The 16,298-nt window shown below is 66.8% G+C and carries 19 protein-coding genes and 1 other RNA gene; 8 read left to right on the top strand and 12 right to left on the bottom strand.

Going from position 1 to position 16,298, the window contains the following annotated elements; translation table 11 throughout:
- Window positions 1-5: 5 nt before the first annotated feature.
- On the top strand, window positions 6-794 hold the full coding sequence (locus tag KBY66_RS08555; protein ID WP_255088938.1) for an ABC transporter permease: 789 nt from the start codon (window positions 6-8) through the stop codon (window positions 792-794).
- On the opposite strand, the gene cysC is transcribed toward KBY66_RS08555, so the two are convergent.
- The 7 genes from cysC to rfbA all read right to left on the bottom strand — a co-directional run bounded on the left by cysC (window position 780) and on the right by rfbA (window position 7,176).
- Window positions 780-1,436: an adenylyl-sulfate kinase gene (gene cysC / locus KBY66_RS08550; RefSeq protein ID WP_255088880.1), complete on the bottom strand. Its 657-nt coding sequence runs from the start codon at window positions 1,434-1,436 to the stop codon at window positions 780-782. The genes KBY66_RS08555 and cysC overlap by 15 nt on opposite strands.
- On the bottom strand, window positions 1,436-2,299 hold the full coding sequence (locus KBY66_RS08545) for a 3'(2'),5'-bisphosphate nucleotidase CysQ (protein ID WP_255088879.1): 864 nt from the start codon (window positions 2,297-2,299) through the stop codon (window positions 1,436-1,438). Before KBY66_RS08545 ends, cysC begins: the two co-directional genes overlap by 1 nt.
- A 55-nt stretch (window positions 2,300-2,354) precedes the next feature.
- Window positions 2,355-3,533: a sulfate adenylyltransferase gene (sat, locus tag KBY66_RS08540; RefSeq protein WP_255088878.1), complete on the bottom strand. Its 1,179-nt coding sequence runs from the start codon at window positions 3,531-3,533 to the stop codon at window positions 2,355-2,357.
- 121 nt (window positions 3,534-3,654) lie between these two features.
- On the bottom strand, window positions 3,655-4,761 hold the full coding sequence (gene rfbB / locus KBY66_RS08535; RefSeq protein ID WP_255088877.1) for a dTDP-glucose 4,6-dehydratase: 1,107 nt from the start codon (window positions 4,759-4,761) through the stop codon (window positions 3,655-3,657).
- Window positions 4,758-5,666, bottom strand: coding sequence for a dTDP-4-dehydrorhamnose reductase (gene rfbD / locus KBY66_RS08530; protein ID WP_255088876.1), 909 nt, complete (start codon window positions 5,664-5,666; stop codon window positions 4,758-4,760). Before rfbD ends, rfbB begins: the two co-directional genes overlap by 4 nt.
- Window positions 5,663-6,235 (bottom strand): dTDP-4-dehydrorhamnose 3,5-epimerase, encoded by a 573-nt coding sequence (gene rfbC, locus KBY66_RS08525; protein WP_255088875.1) that lies wholly within the window; start codon window positions 6,233-6,235, stop codon window positions 5,663-5,665. Before rfbC ends, rfbD begins: the two co-directional genes overlap by 4 nt.
- On the bottom strand, window positions 6,235-7,176 hold the full coding sequence (rfbA, locus tag KBY66_RS08520; protein ID WP_255088874.1) for a glucose-1-phosphate thymidylyltransferase RfbA: 942 nt from the start codon (window positions 7,174-7,176) through the stop codon (window positions 6,235-6,237). The genes rfbC and rfbA overlap by 1 nt, the downstream gene beginning before the upstream one ends.
- Window positions 7,177-7,224: 48 nt before the next feature.
- On the opposite strand from rfbA, the gene KBY66_RS08515 reads away from it, so the two are divergent.
- From KBY66_RS08515 to KBY66_RS08505, 3 genes are read left to right on the top strand one after another with little or no spacing between them, the layout of a single operon-like run.
- Window positions 7,225-7,506, top strand: coding sequence for a hypothetical protein (locus KBY66_RS08515; RefSeq protein WP_255088873.1), 282 nt, complete (start codon window positions 7,225-7,227; stop codon window positions 7,504-7,506).
- A gap of 45 nt (window positions 7,507-7,551) precedes the next feature.
- Window positions 7,552-8,697: a phosphotransferase enzyme family protein gene (locus tag KBY66_RS08510; RefSeq protein ID WP_255088872.1), complete on the top strand. Its 1,146-nt coding sequence runs from the start codon at window positions 7,552-7,554 to the stop codon at window positions 8,695-8,697.
- The gene (locus KBY66_RS08505) at window positions 8,694-9,233 is read left to right on the top strand and encodes a DOMON-like domain-containing protein (RefSeq protein ID WP_255088871.1); all 540 of its coding nucleotides are present in this window, start codon (window positions 8,694-8,696) and stop codon (window positions 9,231-9,233) included. The genes KBY66_RS08510 and KBY66_RS08505 overlap by 4 nt, the downstream gene beginning before the upstream one ends.
- 16 nt (window positions 9,234-9,249) lie before the next feature.
- On the opposite strand, the gene KBY66_RS08500 is transcribed toward KBY66_RS08505, so the two are convergent.
- Both KBY66_RS08500 and aroB read right to left on the bottom strand, forming a co-directional pair.
- The gene (locus KBY66_RS08500) at window positions 9,250-9,651 is read right to left on the bottom strand and encodes a molecular chaperone DnaJ (RefSeq protein WP_255088870.1); all 402 of its coding nucleotides are present in this window, start codon (window positions 9,649-9,651) and stop codon (window positions 9,250-9,252) included.
- A 92-nt stretch (window positions 9,652-9,743) separates the two neighbouring features.
- A complete protein-coding gene (gene aroB, locus KBY66_RS08495) occupies window positions 9,744-10,856 on the bottom strand; it encodes a 3-dehydroquinate synthase (protein ID WP_255088869.1) in 1,113 nt (370 codons plus the stop codon).
- Between the two features lie 133 nt (window positions 10,857-10,989).
- On the opposite strand from aroB, the gene KBY66_RS08490 reads away from it, so the two are divergent.
- Window positions 10,990-11,187 (top strand): hypothetical protein, encoded by a 198-nt coding sequence (locus tag KBY66_RS08490; RefSeq protein ID WP_255088868.1) that lies wholly within the window; start codon window positions 10,990-10,992, stop codon window positions 11,185-11,187.
- A gap of 57 nt (window positions 11,188-11,244) precedes the next feature.
- Here KBY66_RS08490 and recQ read toward each other — a convergent pair whose 3' ends face one another.
- Entirely contained in the window at window positions 11,245-13,098 is a 1,854-nt protein-coding gene (recQ, locus tag KBY66_RS08485) for a DNA helicase RecQ (protein WP_255088867.1), read from the bottom strand.
- 56 nt (window positions 13,099-13,154) lie between these two features.
- Here recQ and KBY66_RS08480 point away from each other — a divergent pair, with 56 nt between their 5' ends.
- The 3 genes from KBY66_RS08480 (at window position 13,155) to ssrS (ending at window position 15,585) form a co-directional block, all read left to right on the top strand.
- Complete coding sequence (locus tag KBY66_RS08480; RefSeq protein WP_255088866.1) at window positions 13,155-14,093, top strand: carbohydrate ABC transporter permease; 939 nt, start codon at window positions 13,155-13,157, stop codon at window positions 14,091-14,093.
- Between the two features lie 93 nt (window positions 14,094-14,186).
- On the top strand, window positions 14,187-15,389 hold the full coding sequence (locus KBY66_RS08475; protein WP_255088865.1) for a 5-(carboxyamino)imidazole ribonucleotide synthase: 1,203 nt from the start codon (window positions 14,187-14,189) through the stop codon (window positions 15,387-15,389).
- A gap of 13 nt (window positions 15,390-15,402) precedes the next feature.
- Window positions 15,403-15,585: non-coding RNA, 6S RNA (gene ssrS, locus KBY66_RS08470), on the top strand.
- A 68-nt stretch (window positions 15,586-15,653) separates the two neighbouring features.
- On the opposite strand, the gene KBY66_RS08465 is transcribed toward ssrS, so the two are convergent.
- Together KBY66_RS08465 and clpS are read right to left on the bottom strand one after the other, a co-directional pair.
- Complete coding sequence (locus tag KBY66_RS08465; RefSeq protein ID WP_255088864.1) at window positions 15,654-15,929, bottom strand: DUF2103 domain-containing protein; 276 nt, start codon at window positions 15,927-15,929, stop codon at window positions 15,654-15,656.
- Between the two features lie 38 nt (window positions 15,930-15,967).
- Complete coding sequence (gene clpS / locus KBY66_RS08460; protein ID WP_255088937.1) at window positions 15,968-16,267, bottom strand: ATP-dependent Clp protease adapter ClpS; 300 nt, start codon at window positions 16,265-16,267, stop codon at window positions 15,968-15,970.
- Window positions 16,268-16,298 lie beyond the last annotated feature (31 nt).

The raw sequence follows: 16,298 nt of genomic DNA, 5'->3' as shown, positions 1-16,298 counted from the left end.
CAGAGCTGTTGCGCTACCTGCGCACCCTGCGGCGCTTCTGGGCTGCCTCCCTGGCGGCGGAGCTTGAGTATCAGGCCAATTTTGTGCTCGAACTGCTGGCGGTGAGCGCCAACCTGGCCGGCAGCCTCTTCACCCTCTCGCTCTTCTACGGCCACGGCCACGATCTCGGCGGCTGGAGCTGGGACGCGGCCCTGGTGGTGCTCGGCCTCTACACCCTGCTGGATGGCCTCACCACCACCCTGCTGCAGCCCAACCTGAGCACGATCGTCACCCATGTGCGCACTGGCACCCTGGATTTCGTGCTGCTCAAGCCGATCGACAGCCAGTTCTGGCTCTCGGCTCGCACCTTCTCCCCCTGGGGTCTGCCGGGCCTCGCCGCCGGGGCGGTCCTGGTGGTGGTGGCCGCCGTCCGAGCCGGCGCCCGCCCCGATGCCCTCCACCTGGTCGCCGCCGCCCTGCTCCTGGTCGCCAGCGCCCTGATCCTCTACAGCCTCTGGTTCGTGCTGGCGGCCACCAGCATCTGGTTCGTGAAGGTCTGGAACGCCACCGAAGTGCTGCGCTCCGCCCTGGTGGCCGGCCGGTACCCGGTGAGCGCCTACCCCGCCGGCCTGCGCCTGTTCTTCACCGTGGTGTTGCCGGTGGCCTTCCTCACCACCGTGCCGGCCGAGGCGATCCTGGGGCGGGCCTCGCCGCTGTGGGTGGTCTCCAGCCTGCTGGTGGCGGCGGTGGCGCTGCTGATCAGCCGCTGGTTCTGGGGTTTTGCGCTGCGCTTCTACACCTCAGCCTCCAGCTGAACGGGTCGAGCCAGCGGTGACCACCGTGTGCTCCTCCAAATAGGTGATCACCTGGGCCACGGATTCCTCCAGGCTCTGCCTGCCCGTAGGAACTTCGAGTTCGGCGGCTTCCGGGGCTTCGTAGGGGCTGGAGATGCCGGTGAAGTCCTTGATCTGGCCGGCGCGGGCCTTGGCATAGAGCCCCTTGGGGTCGCGGCGCTCGCAGACATCCAGATCGGCGGCGCAATGGATTTCGATGAAATCATCCGTCTCCACCAGGGCGCGGGCCCTGCGGCGGTCGGCGCGGAACGGGGACACGAACGCCGTGATCACGATCACCCCGGCATCGAGAAACAGTTTGGCCACTTCGCCGATGCGGCGGATGTTCTCTTCCCGGTCGGCATCGGAGAAACCCAGGTCCTGGCAGAGGCCGTGGCGCACGTTGTCGCCATCCAGCACATAGGTGGCCAGGCCGCGGCGAAACAGTTCGGCGTTGAGGGCGTTGGCCAGGGTGCTCTTGCCGCTGCCGGACAGGCCCGTCAGCCAGAGGATGGCGCTGCGGTGGCCCCGCTGCTGGGCCCGGTCGGCACGGGTGACCGACGCCTGATGCCAGACGATGTTGGTGGCGCCTGCAGACGGGTTGGCGGTTGGGTTGGCGGTCATCAGAGGGGAAAGGAAGGATCGATGCGTGCCATCGCGGCCGCAGCTGCCTGGCAGAGGGCCTGGTGTGCCTTGCCATGGCTGGCGATCAGGCAGCCGGCCTGACGGGAGTCGCCTGTGTTGTAGAGCAAGGGGCGGCCATCGGCATGGCTGAAGGCTCCACCCGCCGCCAGCAGAACGGCCTCCGGGGCGGCCATGTCCCAGTCCTTCGGGGCGGTGCGGCCCGAGAGCGAAATGTAGAGATCGGTTTCGCCCCGCAGGATGGCGCCGATCTTGCCGCCGACGCTGCCCCTGGCAAGGCCCTGGGCCACCCCCAGGGAGCCCGTCAGCTGTTCGAGGCGCTCGTCCCGATGGCTGCGACTGGTGACCGGGATCAGCTCGGGCAGGTCCTGACGAAGACTGAAGCGCACCGGCTGGAGATCCCCTGAAGGGGATTCGCACCAGGCCTGGGAGGCTGCGACCAGTCCGAACCAGAGCTGGTCGAGCTCAGGCAGCAGCACCGCACCGAGCACCGGCCGCTGGCGGTGGATCAGGGCCAGATGAACCGCGTATTCGCCGGTGCCCTGAAGAAAGTCCTTGGTGCCATCCAGCGGATCGAGAATCCAGAGCCATTCGGCGTCGATCGGCTCCCCCTGGGCCCACTGACTGGCGGTTTCCTCGCTCAACAGGGTCCAGGGGGCGGTGGGAAAGGCGTTGCCAAGGCCCGCCAAAAGGTGATCGTTGACGGCCAGATCAGCGGCAGAGACGGGGCCTTTGGGGTCGTCATCGACGGAGAGCACCGCCGGGTAGCCGAAGGGAGGCTGGTCGCCGCGGGCATAGGCCCGCAGGATCGCCGCCGCTTCCCAGGCCAGCTGACGAACGACCATCAGAAGTGCCTCCTGGTTGATACCGGAAGGCAGGACGATGGCAGAGGGAAGTAGATCAGCCGGCATCACGCAAGACCTCCACTACGCTGCGGAAGGCGAACCATTCCGGGATGTCCTCGCCGCCGCGCAGCATCTTGCGAAACTGGGTGCCGCTGAGTTTGCGGATGTGCAGGCCGCGGGCTTCGGCGTGCTCAGCGGTGACGTACCCCTCCTCCTCGGTGTAGACGAGGTTGAGCGAGGGCACCGTTTCCATGCCCAGCTCGGTGGCGTGGTCACGGGCGAAATCCTGGGCCGCATAGGGCCCGTAGAAGTCGTCACCACTCAGCGACGATTTGCAGCCGGCCATGTCGCGGCCGATGATGAAATGGGTGCAGCCGTAGTTCTTGCGGATGAGCATGTGTTGCAGGGCCTCCCGGGGCCCCGCCATGTGCATGGCGTAAGGCAGGTAGGCCCAGCGGATGCGCGGGTTGGCCACCTCGGCGGCCAGGCGCTCATAGGTCTGGAAGCGAACCGTGCCGGCGATGTCGTCCTCCTGGGTGGGCCCGCAGGTGGGATGCACCAGCACTACGGCTGCTTCGCTCACGTTGGTGGCGTGGAGGGCGCGGGTGAACAGTTCGTAGTGGGCCCGGTGAATCGGGTTGCGGCATTGGAAGGCCACCACGTCCTGATCGTCCGGCAGGTCGGCCCGGACCAGGGCGGGAGTTTTGCAGGGGAACTCGCGGCTGGGCAACTCCAGGCCCTGTAGGGCGCCACCGAGGTAGAAACGGCCCCGCTCCGAGCAGATCATCCGCACGGCGGGATGCTCGATCGACGTGGTGCCGTAGCAGCCGGCCGCCTCCCGCACCTTGTCGGGTTCCCAGCGGCTCTCCACCGTGAGCACCGCTAGGTCCTGGCCCCTGTAGGTCAGCAGCACCCTCTCCCCGACGGCGATGCTCGCGTCGTCGGTGTCCATCACGATCGGCAGTCCGAACAACAGGCCTGAGCTGGTGCGGTTCCCCTCCACCACGGCGTGGTAATCGGCTTCGTGCATGAAACCGCGCAGCGGTGAGAAGCCCCCCACCGTGAGCAGCTCCACATCGCAGGCATTGCGATCGGAGCACTCCACGGCCCGTGTGACGCCGGCTTTGACGGTTTCGTGCTGGCTGACGGGGACTTGGAGGTCCACCAGAACGCCCCCATGGGGGGCAATCAGGCCAGGCCTGGTCCGATGGGCTGTGGAAGGTTCGGGGATCATCGGTGGAGAACGCCGGGGCGAGGCCAGCCAAGGGAACGGCCGGCTGATGGTAAGGCGATGCTTGAACACTTCAGCCCGGAATCACCGGCTGATGCTTTCCGCAGCCGGAAGCTCGGTGTGCTCAGGTTCCGGGCATACCTTCCCTGCCCTTGATCTGCAGGATCCAGTCCATGTGGGCAAGGGTCCACCGCACCGTTGCATTTAGTCCGTCCCGGAACGGATGGAGCGGCTGCCAACCCAGCTCCCGCTGGATCTTGCTGGGGTCGATGGCGTAGCGGCGGTCATGGCCGGGCCGGTCGCTCACCGGTGTGATCAGGCGGGCGTGGGGAGATCCGCCGGGCCGGAGCTCATCCAACAGGGCGCAGATTGACTTCACCACCTGGTAGTTGGTGCGTTCCCCATGGCCGCCGATGCCGTAGCTCTCCCCCAGTCGGCCGCCGGTGGCGGCCAGCAACAGGGCCTCAACATGGTCGTCCACGTAGAGCCAGTCACGCACGTTGGCGCCATCGCCATAGAGGGGGATCGGCTCCCCGGCGGCCGCCTTGAGGATCACCACGGGAATCAGTTTTTCTGGGAATTGCCAAGGCCCGTAGTTGTTGCTGCAGTTGGTGAGCACCACCGGCAGGCCGTAGGTGTGGTGCCAGGCCTTCACCAGGTGATCACTGGCGGCCTTGCTGGCGGAGTAGGGCGAGCGGGGATCATAGGGGGTGGTCTCGGAGAACGCCCCCTCCGCTCCGAGCGAACCGAACACCTCATCGGTGCTGATGTGATGGAGGCGGAACCGATCCTTCCGTCCTCCGGGGAGGCCTTCCCAATGGGATCGCACGGCCTGAAGCAGGTGAAAAGTGCCGTTGATGTTGCTGGCGATGAAAGCGCCCGGACCCTCGATCGAGCGATCCACATGGCTCTCCGCCGCCAAGTGCAGGACCAGATCGGGATCGGCCAGGCGGAGCGCGTCCTCGACGGCGGAGGCTTCGGCGAGGTCGATCTGGAGCAGTTGATGGCGGTCTGATCCGGCCTGGCCCAGCTCTGCCAGCGTCGCTTCGATGCTGGTCAGGTCGCTGGCGTAGCCCAGCTTGTCGAGGTTGAACACAGTGGCGTTGCTGTCGCGCAGGAGTCGGCGCACCACCGCGCCGCCGATGAAACCGGCGCCACCGGTGACCAGGATCCGCCTGCGATCGGCCAGAAGGTGCGGCAGGTCGATCGATCCTGCGGGCGGGAGGCTCATCGGAAGGAGTGAAGTGCTGGGGTGGTCCGGGCCGTGATCTGGGCCAGCACATCGGCCAGGGCATCACCCCAATGCAGGGGCGGCAACTGGAGGGCCGCTCGGGTGGCCGTGCAGTCCAGCAGCGAATAAAACGGTCGCTTCGCTGGCGTGGGGTAGTCGGCGGTGGTGAGTGGTCTCACGTCAGCCGCTTTCTCCAGCAGGCCGGCCGCTGTGCCCAGCGATCCGATCGCGACGGCGAAGTCGTACCAGCTGGCGGCACCGGCGTCACTCCAGTGATGGCACCCACCGATCCCCCTGCGAACCAGCGCCCAGCAGGCGGCCGCCAGGCCGAGGGTGCTCGTCGGACATCCCACCTGGTCAGCGACGACACCCAGCACCTGGCCCCTGGCTGCTTTCTGGTGGTGCAGGTTCAGCATCGTCCTGCAGAAATTCTTCCCGACCGGCCCATACACCCAGCCCGTGCGCAGGATCGTGGCGCGATCCTGACCCAGCAGAGCGATCACCGCCCCTTCTGCCGCCGCTTTGCTTCGGCCATACACACCCAAGGGCTCCATCGTCTGTTCGGGCTGATAGGGATGGCTCTGGGCGCCATTGAAGACGTAATCGGTGCTGAGCTGGAGCAGGCGCCCGCCGGTTTCAGCCAGGGCCTGGGCGAAGGCCCTGGGGGCACCTTCGTTGACGGCGTGGGCCCGTTCAGGTTCGCTCTCGGCTCTGTCCACCGCGGTGAAGGCGCCGGCATTGATCACCCAATCCGGACCGTGGGCAGCCACCAGGCGCCGGCAAGCTTGCGGATCGGCAAGGTCGAGCTGATCACGCCCTGTGAAGAGCAGCTCCCAGCCCTTGGGGGCCGCTGCCTGCAGGGCCTGGCCGAGCTGGCCATCCTTGCCGGTGACCAAAACCTTCATGGGAACACCTCCGCTGCGGCGAAGGGGGAGGCGGCCGCATCCTTCGCGGCCAGCAAGGGCATCGCTAGACCCGACTCCTCCAGGGGCCAGGCAATCGCCAGGGTTGGATCATTCCACAGGATCGCGCGCTCGCAGCGCTGGCTCCACAGGCCAGTGACCTTGTAGAGGACCTCGGCACCATCGCTGAGGGCGAGGAAGCCGTGGGCGAAGCCCGGTGGCACCCACAGCATCCGGTGCTTGGCGGCGCTCAGGTGCACCCCTACGGATTGACCGAAGGTGGGCGAAGAGCGTCGGATATCGACGGCGACATCGAAGACCACACCCACCACGCAGCGCACCAATTTACCCTGAGGCACCGGGGGAAGTTGATAGTGCAGCCCACGCAGAACGCCACAGCGGGAGAGGGATTGGTTGTCCTGGAGAAACAGCGGAGCCTCTGCTTCGCCGACGCCTAGGGCGGCCGCAAAGGTCCGGGCATTCCAGCTTTCAAAGAAGGAGCCGCGCTGATCACGATGCACCGTCGGGGTAAGCAGCAGTGGCCCATCGATCGCGAACGATTCAACGTTCATCAGGCTGTCCCTACTGGGGCGGATTGTTCGATCAATCCAGCTGATTTCTCCGCCAGCAAGCGAAGCAGGTAGTGGCCATAGCCGCTTTTCTTGAGGGGCTGGGCCAGGCGTTCCAGCTGGTCCTCCCCAATCCAGCCCTGCCGCCAGGCCACTTCCTCCGGGCAGCCCACCTTCAGTCCCTGACGATGCTCCAGGGTGCGGATGTAACTGGCGGCGTCATGGAGTGAATCCGGAGTTCCGGTGTCCAGCCAGGCCATGCCGCGCCCCATTAGCTCCACCCGAAGCAGCCCTTCATCGAGAAACTGTTGGTTGAGGTCGGTGATTTCCAGTTCGCCCCGTGGGGACGGGGTCACCTGCCTGGCCCGCTCCACGACGGTGTTGTCATAGAAGTAAAGCCCTGTGACCGCATAGCGGGATTTCGGCTTGGCTGGCTTTTCCTGGAGGCTCAACACCCTGCCGTCCTGGGTGAATTCCACCACCCCATAGCGCTGGGGATCGCTCACGCTGTAAGCGAAGACGGTGGCGCCCCTCTCGATGGCGCTGGTGGCCTGCAGTTGCAGAGCCAGATCATGGCCATGGAAAAGATTATCTCCCAGGACCAGGGCAGCTGGAGCCTGGTTCAAGAACGTTTCGCCGATCAGGAAGGACTGCGCCAATCCATCCGGGCTGGGCTGAATGGCGTACTGGATCTCCATGCCCCAGGAGCGCCCGTCTCCCAGCAATCGCTCGAAGGCCCCGCGATCCACCGGAGTGGTGATGATCAGAACCTCGCGAATCCCGGCCAGCATCAAGGTGCAGAGCGGGTAGTAGATCATCGGTTTGTCGTACACCGGCATCAGCTGTTTGCTGACGGCTGTGGTGAGCGGGGCGAGGCGGGTGCCGCTCCCTCCCGCCAGGACCAATCCCTTGCGGCCCCTGGTTTGTCCGGTTTTCTGCCCCATCGGAGCAATGGATCGAGTCCTGTACGGGGATGACCTTACGCTGGCTTGATGGCAGCGCGTCTGGTGATCGGCCCTGTGGATGTGGATCCCGGCGTTCGGGAGTGGGTAGACGCCGAAACGCTTCAGCGGCTGGTGGCCCGCCACCGCAGGGGCGACTGGGGCGAGGTGGATGCCCGCGATGCCCGGGCCAACGTGCGGGCCGCTTACCTGCAGCAGGGACGGCTGCGCAGTGTTTATCTCGTCGCCAGGGATCTGCAGGTCTGGGTGATCACCAACAACCTCGGCACCGACAGCCTGCACACCCGGGTGTTGATCCCCGCCGACGACTGAGCGGAGGATGGAACCAGCTCCGCTTCACCCCTTCCGATCACCACCTTGACAACCCAGCAGCCATGGCAATTCCCGGACGATCTCGAGCGGATCGCCGGCCAGTTCGATCTCGGGGGGGCCGTGGCCTCGATCGAACCCTTGGGCAACGGCAATGTCAACGACACCTACCGCGTCACGCTGCAGGCCCAAGGTGCGCCGGCCTATGTGCTGCAGCGGCTCAACACTCGGGTGTTTCCCCAGCCCGAGCTGGTCATGGGCAACCTGCTGCTTTTCAGTGAGCATGTGGCGCTGCAGCTGCGCAATGGTTGTCCCTTCCTGGCCGACCGCCGCTGGGAGGTGCCACGGGTCGTGCCGGCTCGCAGCGGAGGCCTGCACTGGGTGGAGGACGAAGGCTGCTTCTGGCGGCTGCTCAGCTTCCTGGAAGGTGCCCACTGCTTCGAAACGGTGTCGAGCCTCGCCCATGCCAGGGAAGTGGGCCACGGCCTTGGAATGTTTCACGCCTTGATCAGTGACCTGCCGGTGGGTGCCCTGGCCGACACTCTGGTGGGCTTCCACATCACTCCCACCTATCTGAGCCTCTTTCATCAGGTTTTGGCGAACCCTGAGATGCCACTGAATCCTGGGCTGAATGCGTGTCCTGAGCTGGAGGATTGCCTCTCCTTCGTGCGTGCCCGCGAAGGGTTCGTGTCGGTGCTGGAGGACGCCAAGTCGGCGGGAATCCTGCCACTCCGCCCGATTCACGGCGATCCAAAGATCAACAACGTGATGATCGATGCCAGCACGGGCCAGGCCATCGCCCTGGTGGACCTCGACACGGTTAAGCCGGGCCTTGTTCACTACGATATTGGCGATTGTCTGCGCTCCTGTTGCAACAGGCTGGGGGAAGAAACCACGGACTGGCCGGCCGTTCGGTTCGATCCACTGCTGTGCGAAGCGGTGCTGCAGGGATACGGCGCCGTGGCCAGCAGCTTCCTGACCAGCCACGACTATGCCTATCTCTTCGCCGCCATCCGGCTGATTCCCTTCGAGCTTGGCCTGCGCTTCCTCACCGATTATCTCGCCGGAAGCCACTACTTCAAGATCCAGCATCCACGCCACAACCTCGATCGGGCCCTGGTGCAGTTCAAGCTCACTGAAAGCATCGAGGTCCAGGAAGCGGAGATCCGATCGATCATCGAGGCGATGCGATGAGAAGCTCCAGCCTCGCCCTGATGCCGTTCGAGGCAGAACATCGGCTGCGGGCCTTCAACCTCGATACCCAGGTGTGGCGACGAACAGGATCTCTGGAGATCTGCTATCAGCTTCAGGGCCCGATCGAGGCGTTGGTGCTGCCCGCCCCCGCCGAACAACCACGCCGCCTCGATGATCTCTGGCAGAGCACCTGCTTCGAGGCCTTCATCGCCCTGGCGGGCTCTCCTGCTTACTGGGAGATCAACCTTTCACCCACGGGTGATTGGAATGTTTATCGTCTCACCGACTACCGGCAAGATCTCGAACCAGAGCCGGCTTGCGATTCCCTGGCCTTCAGCTCGAAGCGCAACGCCACCTCCATCGAGCTGACTGTCGGCCTGGATCTGGGACTGATCAACCCAGCTGGGCAACCCCTGGAGGTAGCGGTTGCCGCTGTGATCGAGGAGCGGGCGGGCGCCCTGAGCCACTGGGCCCTGGCCCATCCCGCCCCCGTCGCCGATTTTCACCACCGAGGTGGCTTTGTTCTCAGGGTGTGAACCCAGCCGCCTCGGCTCAGCTTACCCCCCGGCCAAGCAGCGCATCGCGGGCGACATTGATCGTCTGCATCGTGCCGTGCTGGCCACCACGGTCGGGATGGTGTTCGGCCGCCGCCCGTTTCCAGGCCCGGGTCACATCGGCGGGGCTCAACCGCCCTGCCAGGGCCAGCCCCAGCTGCTGGCGTGCCCTGAGGGCATCGAGATCTGGACTCTTGCCCAGGGGTGAGCGGTCCGCCGCTGCAAGGCCGGTTCCCCGGCGCTTGCGGCCCTTGCCGGTTCCTTTGGCTGCCGGGGGCCTGGCACCGAATCCAGAGGGTTCCCGCTCCCGGGGCGCATCGGACTCCGCCTCCGCCGAGGCCTTGGTGAGTAGCCGGGGCGCGACCAGCTGGCCGCGTCGGATCGGGAGGACCTGGGGCATCAGCCGTTGCTCGATGGAAAGGCTCTGGGTGAACCACCACCCAGAGCCCCTGCCCGAAGGCATCGTCATCGTGACATGCCGATCCTCTCCGATCATGGACCAGGCAGGACCCCCCGGATCAGCTCCTCACCGATGTCGTCGCGGATGACCACCCGCCCGATGGCGGTGGGCAGCACGAAGCGCACCTGGCCATCTTTCACCTTCTTGTCGCTCTGCAGGGCGCGCAGCATCGCTTCTGGATCGAGGCGGGGCAGCTGGAGCGGGAGTCCTGCTTTGGCGACCACGGTCCGCTGCCGGGCCTGCTCCCCGGCGGTCCAGAGGCCCAGCGCCACGGCCAGCTCGCCGGCGGCCAGCATGCCCATCGCCACCGCCTCGCCGTGCAGGAAGGTTCCGTAGCCGCTGAGCGTTTCGATGCCGTGGCCGAGGGTGTGGCCGTAGTTGAGGATCGCCCGCAGGCCCCCTTCCCGTTCATCGGCGGCCACCACCCTGGCCTTGGCGGCGGCAGAGCGCTCCAGCAGGCGTGGCAGCAGTGCCGGCCCCACCGCCTCCAGGCTGGAGAGGTCGGCGGCGGCCTCCAGGTCAGCGAACAGCTCCGCATCACCGATCACGCCGTACTTGATCACCTCGGCCATGCCGGCCCGGAACTCGCGCTCCGGCAGGGTGGCGAGGGTGGCGGGATCGATCAGCACCAGGCTTGGCTGGTGGAACGCCCCGATCAAATTCTTGCCACCGGGATGGTTGACACCGGTCTTGCCGCCGATCGCCGCATCCACCATCGCCAGCAGGGTGGTGGGCACCTGCACCACCGCGATACCCCGCAACCAGGTGGCCGCGGCATAGCCGGCCATGTCACCCACCACACCGCCGCCGAGGGCCACGATCAGGGAGCCCCGCTCGAGCCGGCGCGCATAGGCGGCGTCATGGATCAGCGCCACACTGGCGGGGGTCTTCTGGTCTTCGCCCGCTTCGATCACCAGCAGGCTGGCCTCGAAGCCCGCCGCCTGCAGGCTGGCGAGGGCGGTGGCGCCGTAGTGCGCGTTGACCACCGGGTTGGTCACCACCAGAACCTTGGTGCCCACCTTTATCGTCTGGGCTTGGATCTGCTCGCCAAGCTGCGCCAGGCTGCCCGCACCGATCACGATCGCATAGGGATTGGATTTCAGTTCCACCCGGATGGTGCGAATCGCGGTGGACGCAGCGGTCATGGGGTGGGGCAGCGGTGTCCTGAGGCTAAGGCGGCTGCCCTGGCGCTCAAGGACACGGCCCAGCCTGGCGAGGCCAGCCATTGACAGCCAACAGAAACAGCGCTAGTACAGGCGTACCCTAGGCAATGGGATCATGCCTGTTTCCTCTCCCTATGCGGTGTTCCGGGCTGCCGATCTGGCCTGGCCCGCCCCGCCGCCCCGTCCCCCCAAGCGTCTGGTGGCCACGGACACCGCAGTGATCCAGGGCGAGCTGTTTCTGCCGTTGGTTCAGCCAGCGCTGCTGCCGTTCCAGCCCCACAGCCTGGCCGCCACAACCGCAACGCAGATGTAGGTGCGGTGGCGGGGATGCCGAAAAAGGCGCTCACACCCCTGCCGCTGCCCGCCGCGATCACCCGGCGGGGCCCTGCAGCAACACCAGCAGGTCCTCGCCGTAGCGCTCCAGCTTGGCGGCGCCGATTCCGCCCACACCCGAGAGTTCCGCCAGGGAGCGGGGGCGGCGGGCGGCCAGCTCCAGCAGGGTGCGGTCGTGGAACACCACATAGGGCGGCACCGCCTGTTGGCGGGCCTGCTCGGTGCGCCAGGCCTTGAGGGCTGCCACCAACACGGGATCGGCCGCTCCCCATTCGGCCGTGGCGGCAACCAGGCCGGCTGGGCTGGCCTGGGCACTGCGGGCTCCGGAGCGCCGCCGCTCCTGGCGCGGGGGCGGCAGCGGCAGCTCCAGGGCCCGCTCGCCCCGCAGCACGGCTCGCACTTCGGCTTCCGGGCCCCACCGCAGCCCGCCGCGGCCCTCGGGCACCGGCTCGAGCAGCCCCAGGCCGCTGAGCTGGCGGAACAGGGCCCGCCACTGCTCCTGATCGAGCTCGCCGCCGATGCCGTAGACGCTCAGCTCCTGGTGCCCGAGGGCGCGGATCTTCTCCGTGTTGGCCCCCAGCAGCACATCCACCAGGTGGACGGCCCCAAAGCGATGGCCGGTGCGGTGCACCGCCGAGAGCGCCTTCTGGGCCGGCACGGTCATGTCCACCAGCTGCTGGGGCTCAAGGCAGCGGTCGCAGTTGCCGCAGGGCTCCAGCAACGCTTCTCCGAAGTGGGCCAGCAACAGCTGGCGGCGGCAGCCGCCGCACTCGGTGAAGCGAAGCAGGGCTTCGAGCTTGCCGTGCTCGATCCGTTTCTGGTCGAGTCCGGCACTGGAGTCATCGATGAAGCGGCGCAGCTGGGGGACATCACCTGGGCCATGCACCATCCAGGCCACCGCCGGCAGCCCGTCTCGGCCGGCCCGGCCGGTTTCCTGGTAGTAGGCCTCCAGGCTCTTGGGCAGGTCTACGTGGGCCACGAAGCGCACATCGGGCTTGTCGATGCCCATCCCGAAGGCAATGGTGGCCACCATGATCACGCCGCTGTCGCGCCGGAACCGATCCAGGGCGGTGGAGCGTTGTCCGCTCTCCAGTCCGGCGTGATAGCCCAAGGCATCGTGGCCGGCCGCCCGCAGCGCCGTGGCGAACTGATCCACCCGGGCCCGGGAGCGGGCGTAGACGATCCCCGCCTCCCCCCGGCGGGGCTCGAGGAAAGCCAGCAGCTGGGAGCGGGCGTCGTCCTTGGCCCGCAGCAGGTAGCGGATGTTGGGTCGATCGAAGCTGGCAGTGAACACCCGGCCCCGCTCGAGCCGCAGCCGCGCCACGATTTCATCGCGGGTGCGGGGGTCGGCGGTGGCGGTCAGCGCCAGCCGCGGCACGGAGGGGAACCGCTCGGCCAGCACCGCCAACTGCAGATACTCCGGCCTGAAGTCGTGGCCCCACTGCGAGACGCAGTGGGCCTCGTCGATGGCGAACAGGGCGATGGCGCTCTCCGGCAGCTGGTCGAGGAGCTGGCCACCGATCAGCCGCTCCGGCGATACGTAGAGCAGATCGAGGCCTCCCGCCTGCAGCTGCCGCCAGGTGGCACTGGCCGCCGCCGCCTCCAGGCCGGAATGCAGCGCCGCGGCCTGGACACCGGCCTGGCGCAGGGCCTCCACCTGGTCCTGCATCAGGGCGATCAGTGGTGAGATCACTACGGCGGTGCCGGAGCGGCACAGGGCCGGGATCTGATAGCAGAGTGATTTCCCGCCCCCGGTCGGCATCAGCACCAGGGCCGAGCCGCCTGCCACCACATGGCGCACGATCGCCTCCTGGGGCCCGCGGAAGCTGGGGTAGCCGAACACCTGACGCAGCAGGTCGAGCGGATCGGAGCTAAGCGCAGATGATGCCACGGTCCAGGGGCGGGTCAGGGTGTGAAACCGGGGATGGGGCCGGCCACAATGGGCCCATGGTTACAGCTTCCAGCTCACCGATCCAGCCGACGCCACAGGCCCGCGGCGCCATCGCACAGTCCCGACGCGCCAACGCCAGCGCCTGGGGCTTCCTTGCCCCGGCGTTGCTGTTGCTGGCCCTGTCGGTGTTGCTGCCTGCCCTGATGGCCCTGGGGATCAGCTTCACCGAAACCGGCCTCGACATGGGCGAGCCCTTGCGGTTCGTGGGGTTGGCCAACATCCGCCGGCTGCTGGCCGACCCGATGTTCTTCCAGGTGCTGGGCACCACCGTTCTGTATCTGGTGGGGGTGGTGCCCCCGATCGTGCTGGGCTCCCTCACCCTGGCCGTGCTGGTCAACCGCAACCTGCCCGGCATCCACTGGTTCCGCGCCGCTTTCTACACCCCGGTGCTGGTGTCGATCGTGGTGGCGGCGATCGCCTTCCGCTGGCTCTATGCGGAGAACGGCCTGATCAACGGCTGGTTGGCCACCCTTCTGGGTACCGATTTCCTGCCGATCGGCTTTCTCACCAGCCCGCTGCTGGCCTTGCCTGCCGTGATGCTGGTAACCCTCTGGAAGGGCCTCGGCTACTACATGGTGATCTTCCTGGCCGGCTTGCAGGGCATCGCTCCGGAGCTCTATGAGGCGGCGGCCCTCGATGGCAGCGAGGGCTGGCGCCGCCACCTCGACATCACCCTTCCCCTGCTGCGCCCCTACCTCACCTTGGTGGCGGTGATTTCGGCGATCGCCGCCACCAAGGTGTTCGAGGAGGTGTTCCTGATGACCCAGGGCGGGCCGGCCGAGTCCACCCGAACCCTCGTCTACTACGTCTATGACCAGGCCTTCTCCGAGCTGGACATCAGCTATGCCTGCACGGTGGGGCTGGCCCTGTTCCTGATCGTGCTGCTGTTCAGCCTGGTGCGCTTCCTGGCGGCCGGCGAGCGGGGCCTCAGCTGAACGGTCTCGCCGTGGCGGGATGGGGGGCGGAGCGGATGCCAAACTTTCCGATTGCCAACCGTTCCGGGTGGCGTGGGGTGTGGAACGGGGGTCATGGGCTGCAGGATCGGCATTGTGGGTGGCGGGCAGCTGGCCCTGATGCTGGCCGAGGCGGCCCGGCAGTCCAACGTGGAGCTGCATGTGCAGACACCCCTGGCGGACGATCCGGCCACCCGGTTGGCCACCAGCGTGGTGCAGGCTCCCCTCGACGACCTCGCCGCCACCGCTGTTCTCGCCCAGCGCACCGATGCGATCAGTTTCGAGAACGAGTGGCTGAAGCTTGACGCCCTCAAGGTCCTGGAGGCGGAAGGGGTGCGGTTCGTGCCGAAACTGGACGCCCTGAGGCCCCTGGTCTCGAAGCGCGCCCAGCGGGAATTGCTGGAGCGGCTCCACCTGCCTTCGCCCCGCTGGCTTTCTCTCCACGAGCTGCTGGTTCCTTCGCTGTCCAGTCGAGCCTCCAGGGCAGCAGGATCCGCCGCTGTGGCTCCCCGCCTGCCCGATGGCTTCAGCTTTCCGCTCATGGCCAAGGCCTCCACCGGCGGCTACGACGGCAGAGGCACCCTGGTGATCCGCAACCAGGACGAGCTGATCGACTTGATCGCCCGGGGGGATCCGGCCGGCTGGCTGCTAGAGGAGCTGGTGACTTTCGAGCAGGAGCTGGCCCTGGTGGCCTGCCGCGACAGCAACGGCTCCGTGGCCTGCTATCCCCTGGTCCAGACCCACCAGCATCACCGGATCTGCGACTGGGTGCTCGCCCCCGCCGCCGTCAGCCAGGCGGTGGAAGCCCGGGCCCGCAACGTGGCGGCCTCCCTGCTCACCGCCCTCGACTACACCGGCGTGCTGTCGATCGAGTTTTTCTACGGGCCCGCCGGGCTGCAGATCAATGAGCTTGCCCCCCGCACCCACAACTCCGGCCACTACACGATCGAGGCGGCTCACACCAGCCAGTTCGCCCAGCAGGTGAGGATCGTCTGCGGTCAGCCCCTCGGCGAGACGGGTCTGAAGCTGCCCGGTGCCCTGATGGTCAATCTGCTCGGCCATGGAAGCTCCGACCACGGCTACGAGGAGCAGCGACGAGCCCTCGGGGCCCTGCCGGGTGCAACGTTGCACTGGTATGGCAAGGCGGAATCATTGCCCGGCCGCAAGCTGGGCCATCTCACCCTCGCCCTGGCCGAGGCCGACCCCCAGCGGCGGCTCGACGAAGCCCGCTCGCGCCTGCGGGAGGTACGCCGGCTCTGGCCGCTTCCCCCGGAATAGGGCTTAAGGTGAATGGGAACTGCTGTGTTGGTGACTGCCTTTCACAGTTTTCTGATCTGACTCCCTCTTCGACGTGGGAGGTCTGTCGCGACGGTGACGTAAACCGGCCTCGTTGCCGGAAACGAAGCCCCGCTTTGATCTCTCCTCTGGTTTATCCAGGTCGAAACCTGGGGCAAGACGGCATGGCGGTTCACCCCTTTCGATCCCATTCCCCACCCCCATTCTTACGAAATGGCGTGGATGTTGTTCAGCGCGGCTACTTGATCAGCCCACCAGTCCGTCCAGTTCCCGCTGCAGATGTTCCCTCTCCCAGCGGGTGATCACGAACACCTCCTGGGCGGAGCTGCCCCGGCGAGCCATCACCTTGAAGCCTCCGGTGATCGGCGTGGAAATCTTCAACCTGAGTTGGGGGCTGCGCCCCTTCACCCGGCAGATCACCGCAGGCGTGATCGTATTGATTCCTTCCCGGGTGGCGAGGGCCCTGAGCACCGGGATCAACCCCTCGAGGTAGGTGCTGTGGGTGATCACCACCCGGCCCATACCTCTGCTCCAATTGTACCCAATCTAGTCAAGTCCGGTCAGGCCCGCTCCAGGGGGGCCATGGTGAGCCCGGCTCCGCCGAGTTGCTGGTGGTAGAGCTCGGCCTGTTCCTGGGGGCCAGACCACACCACGGCTGCGCCCGACCCATCGATCTGATGGGCCAGTTCCCAGGCCCGTTCGGAACCCATGCCCGGCAACACCTTCACCAGGGACTCGACCACGTGCTGAAAGGTGTTCACATCATCATCGAGCACCACCACCTTGAAGTGGGGGTAGGTCTGCCGCAGGCGCACCGCTTCGCTTGCGGGGCTGCTGCGGGTGGGGGTGGCTGTTGCCATGGTGATGTCGGGCCGTTCCAAGCCTAGGTAA

This window comes from Synechococcus sp. Tobar12-5m-g, from assembly GCF_024345415.1.
GTDB lineage: Bacteria > Cyanobacteriota > Cyanobacteriia > PCC-6307 > Cyanobiaceae > Regnicoccus.
This window is presented reverse-complemented; position numbering and strand designations above follow the sequence as displayed.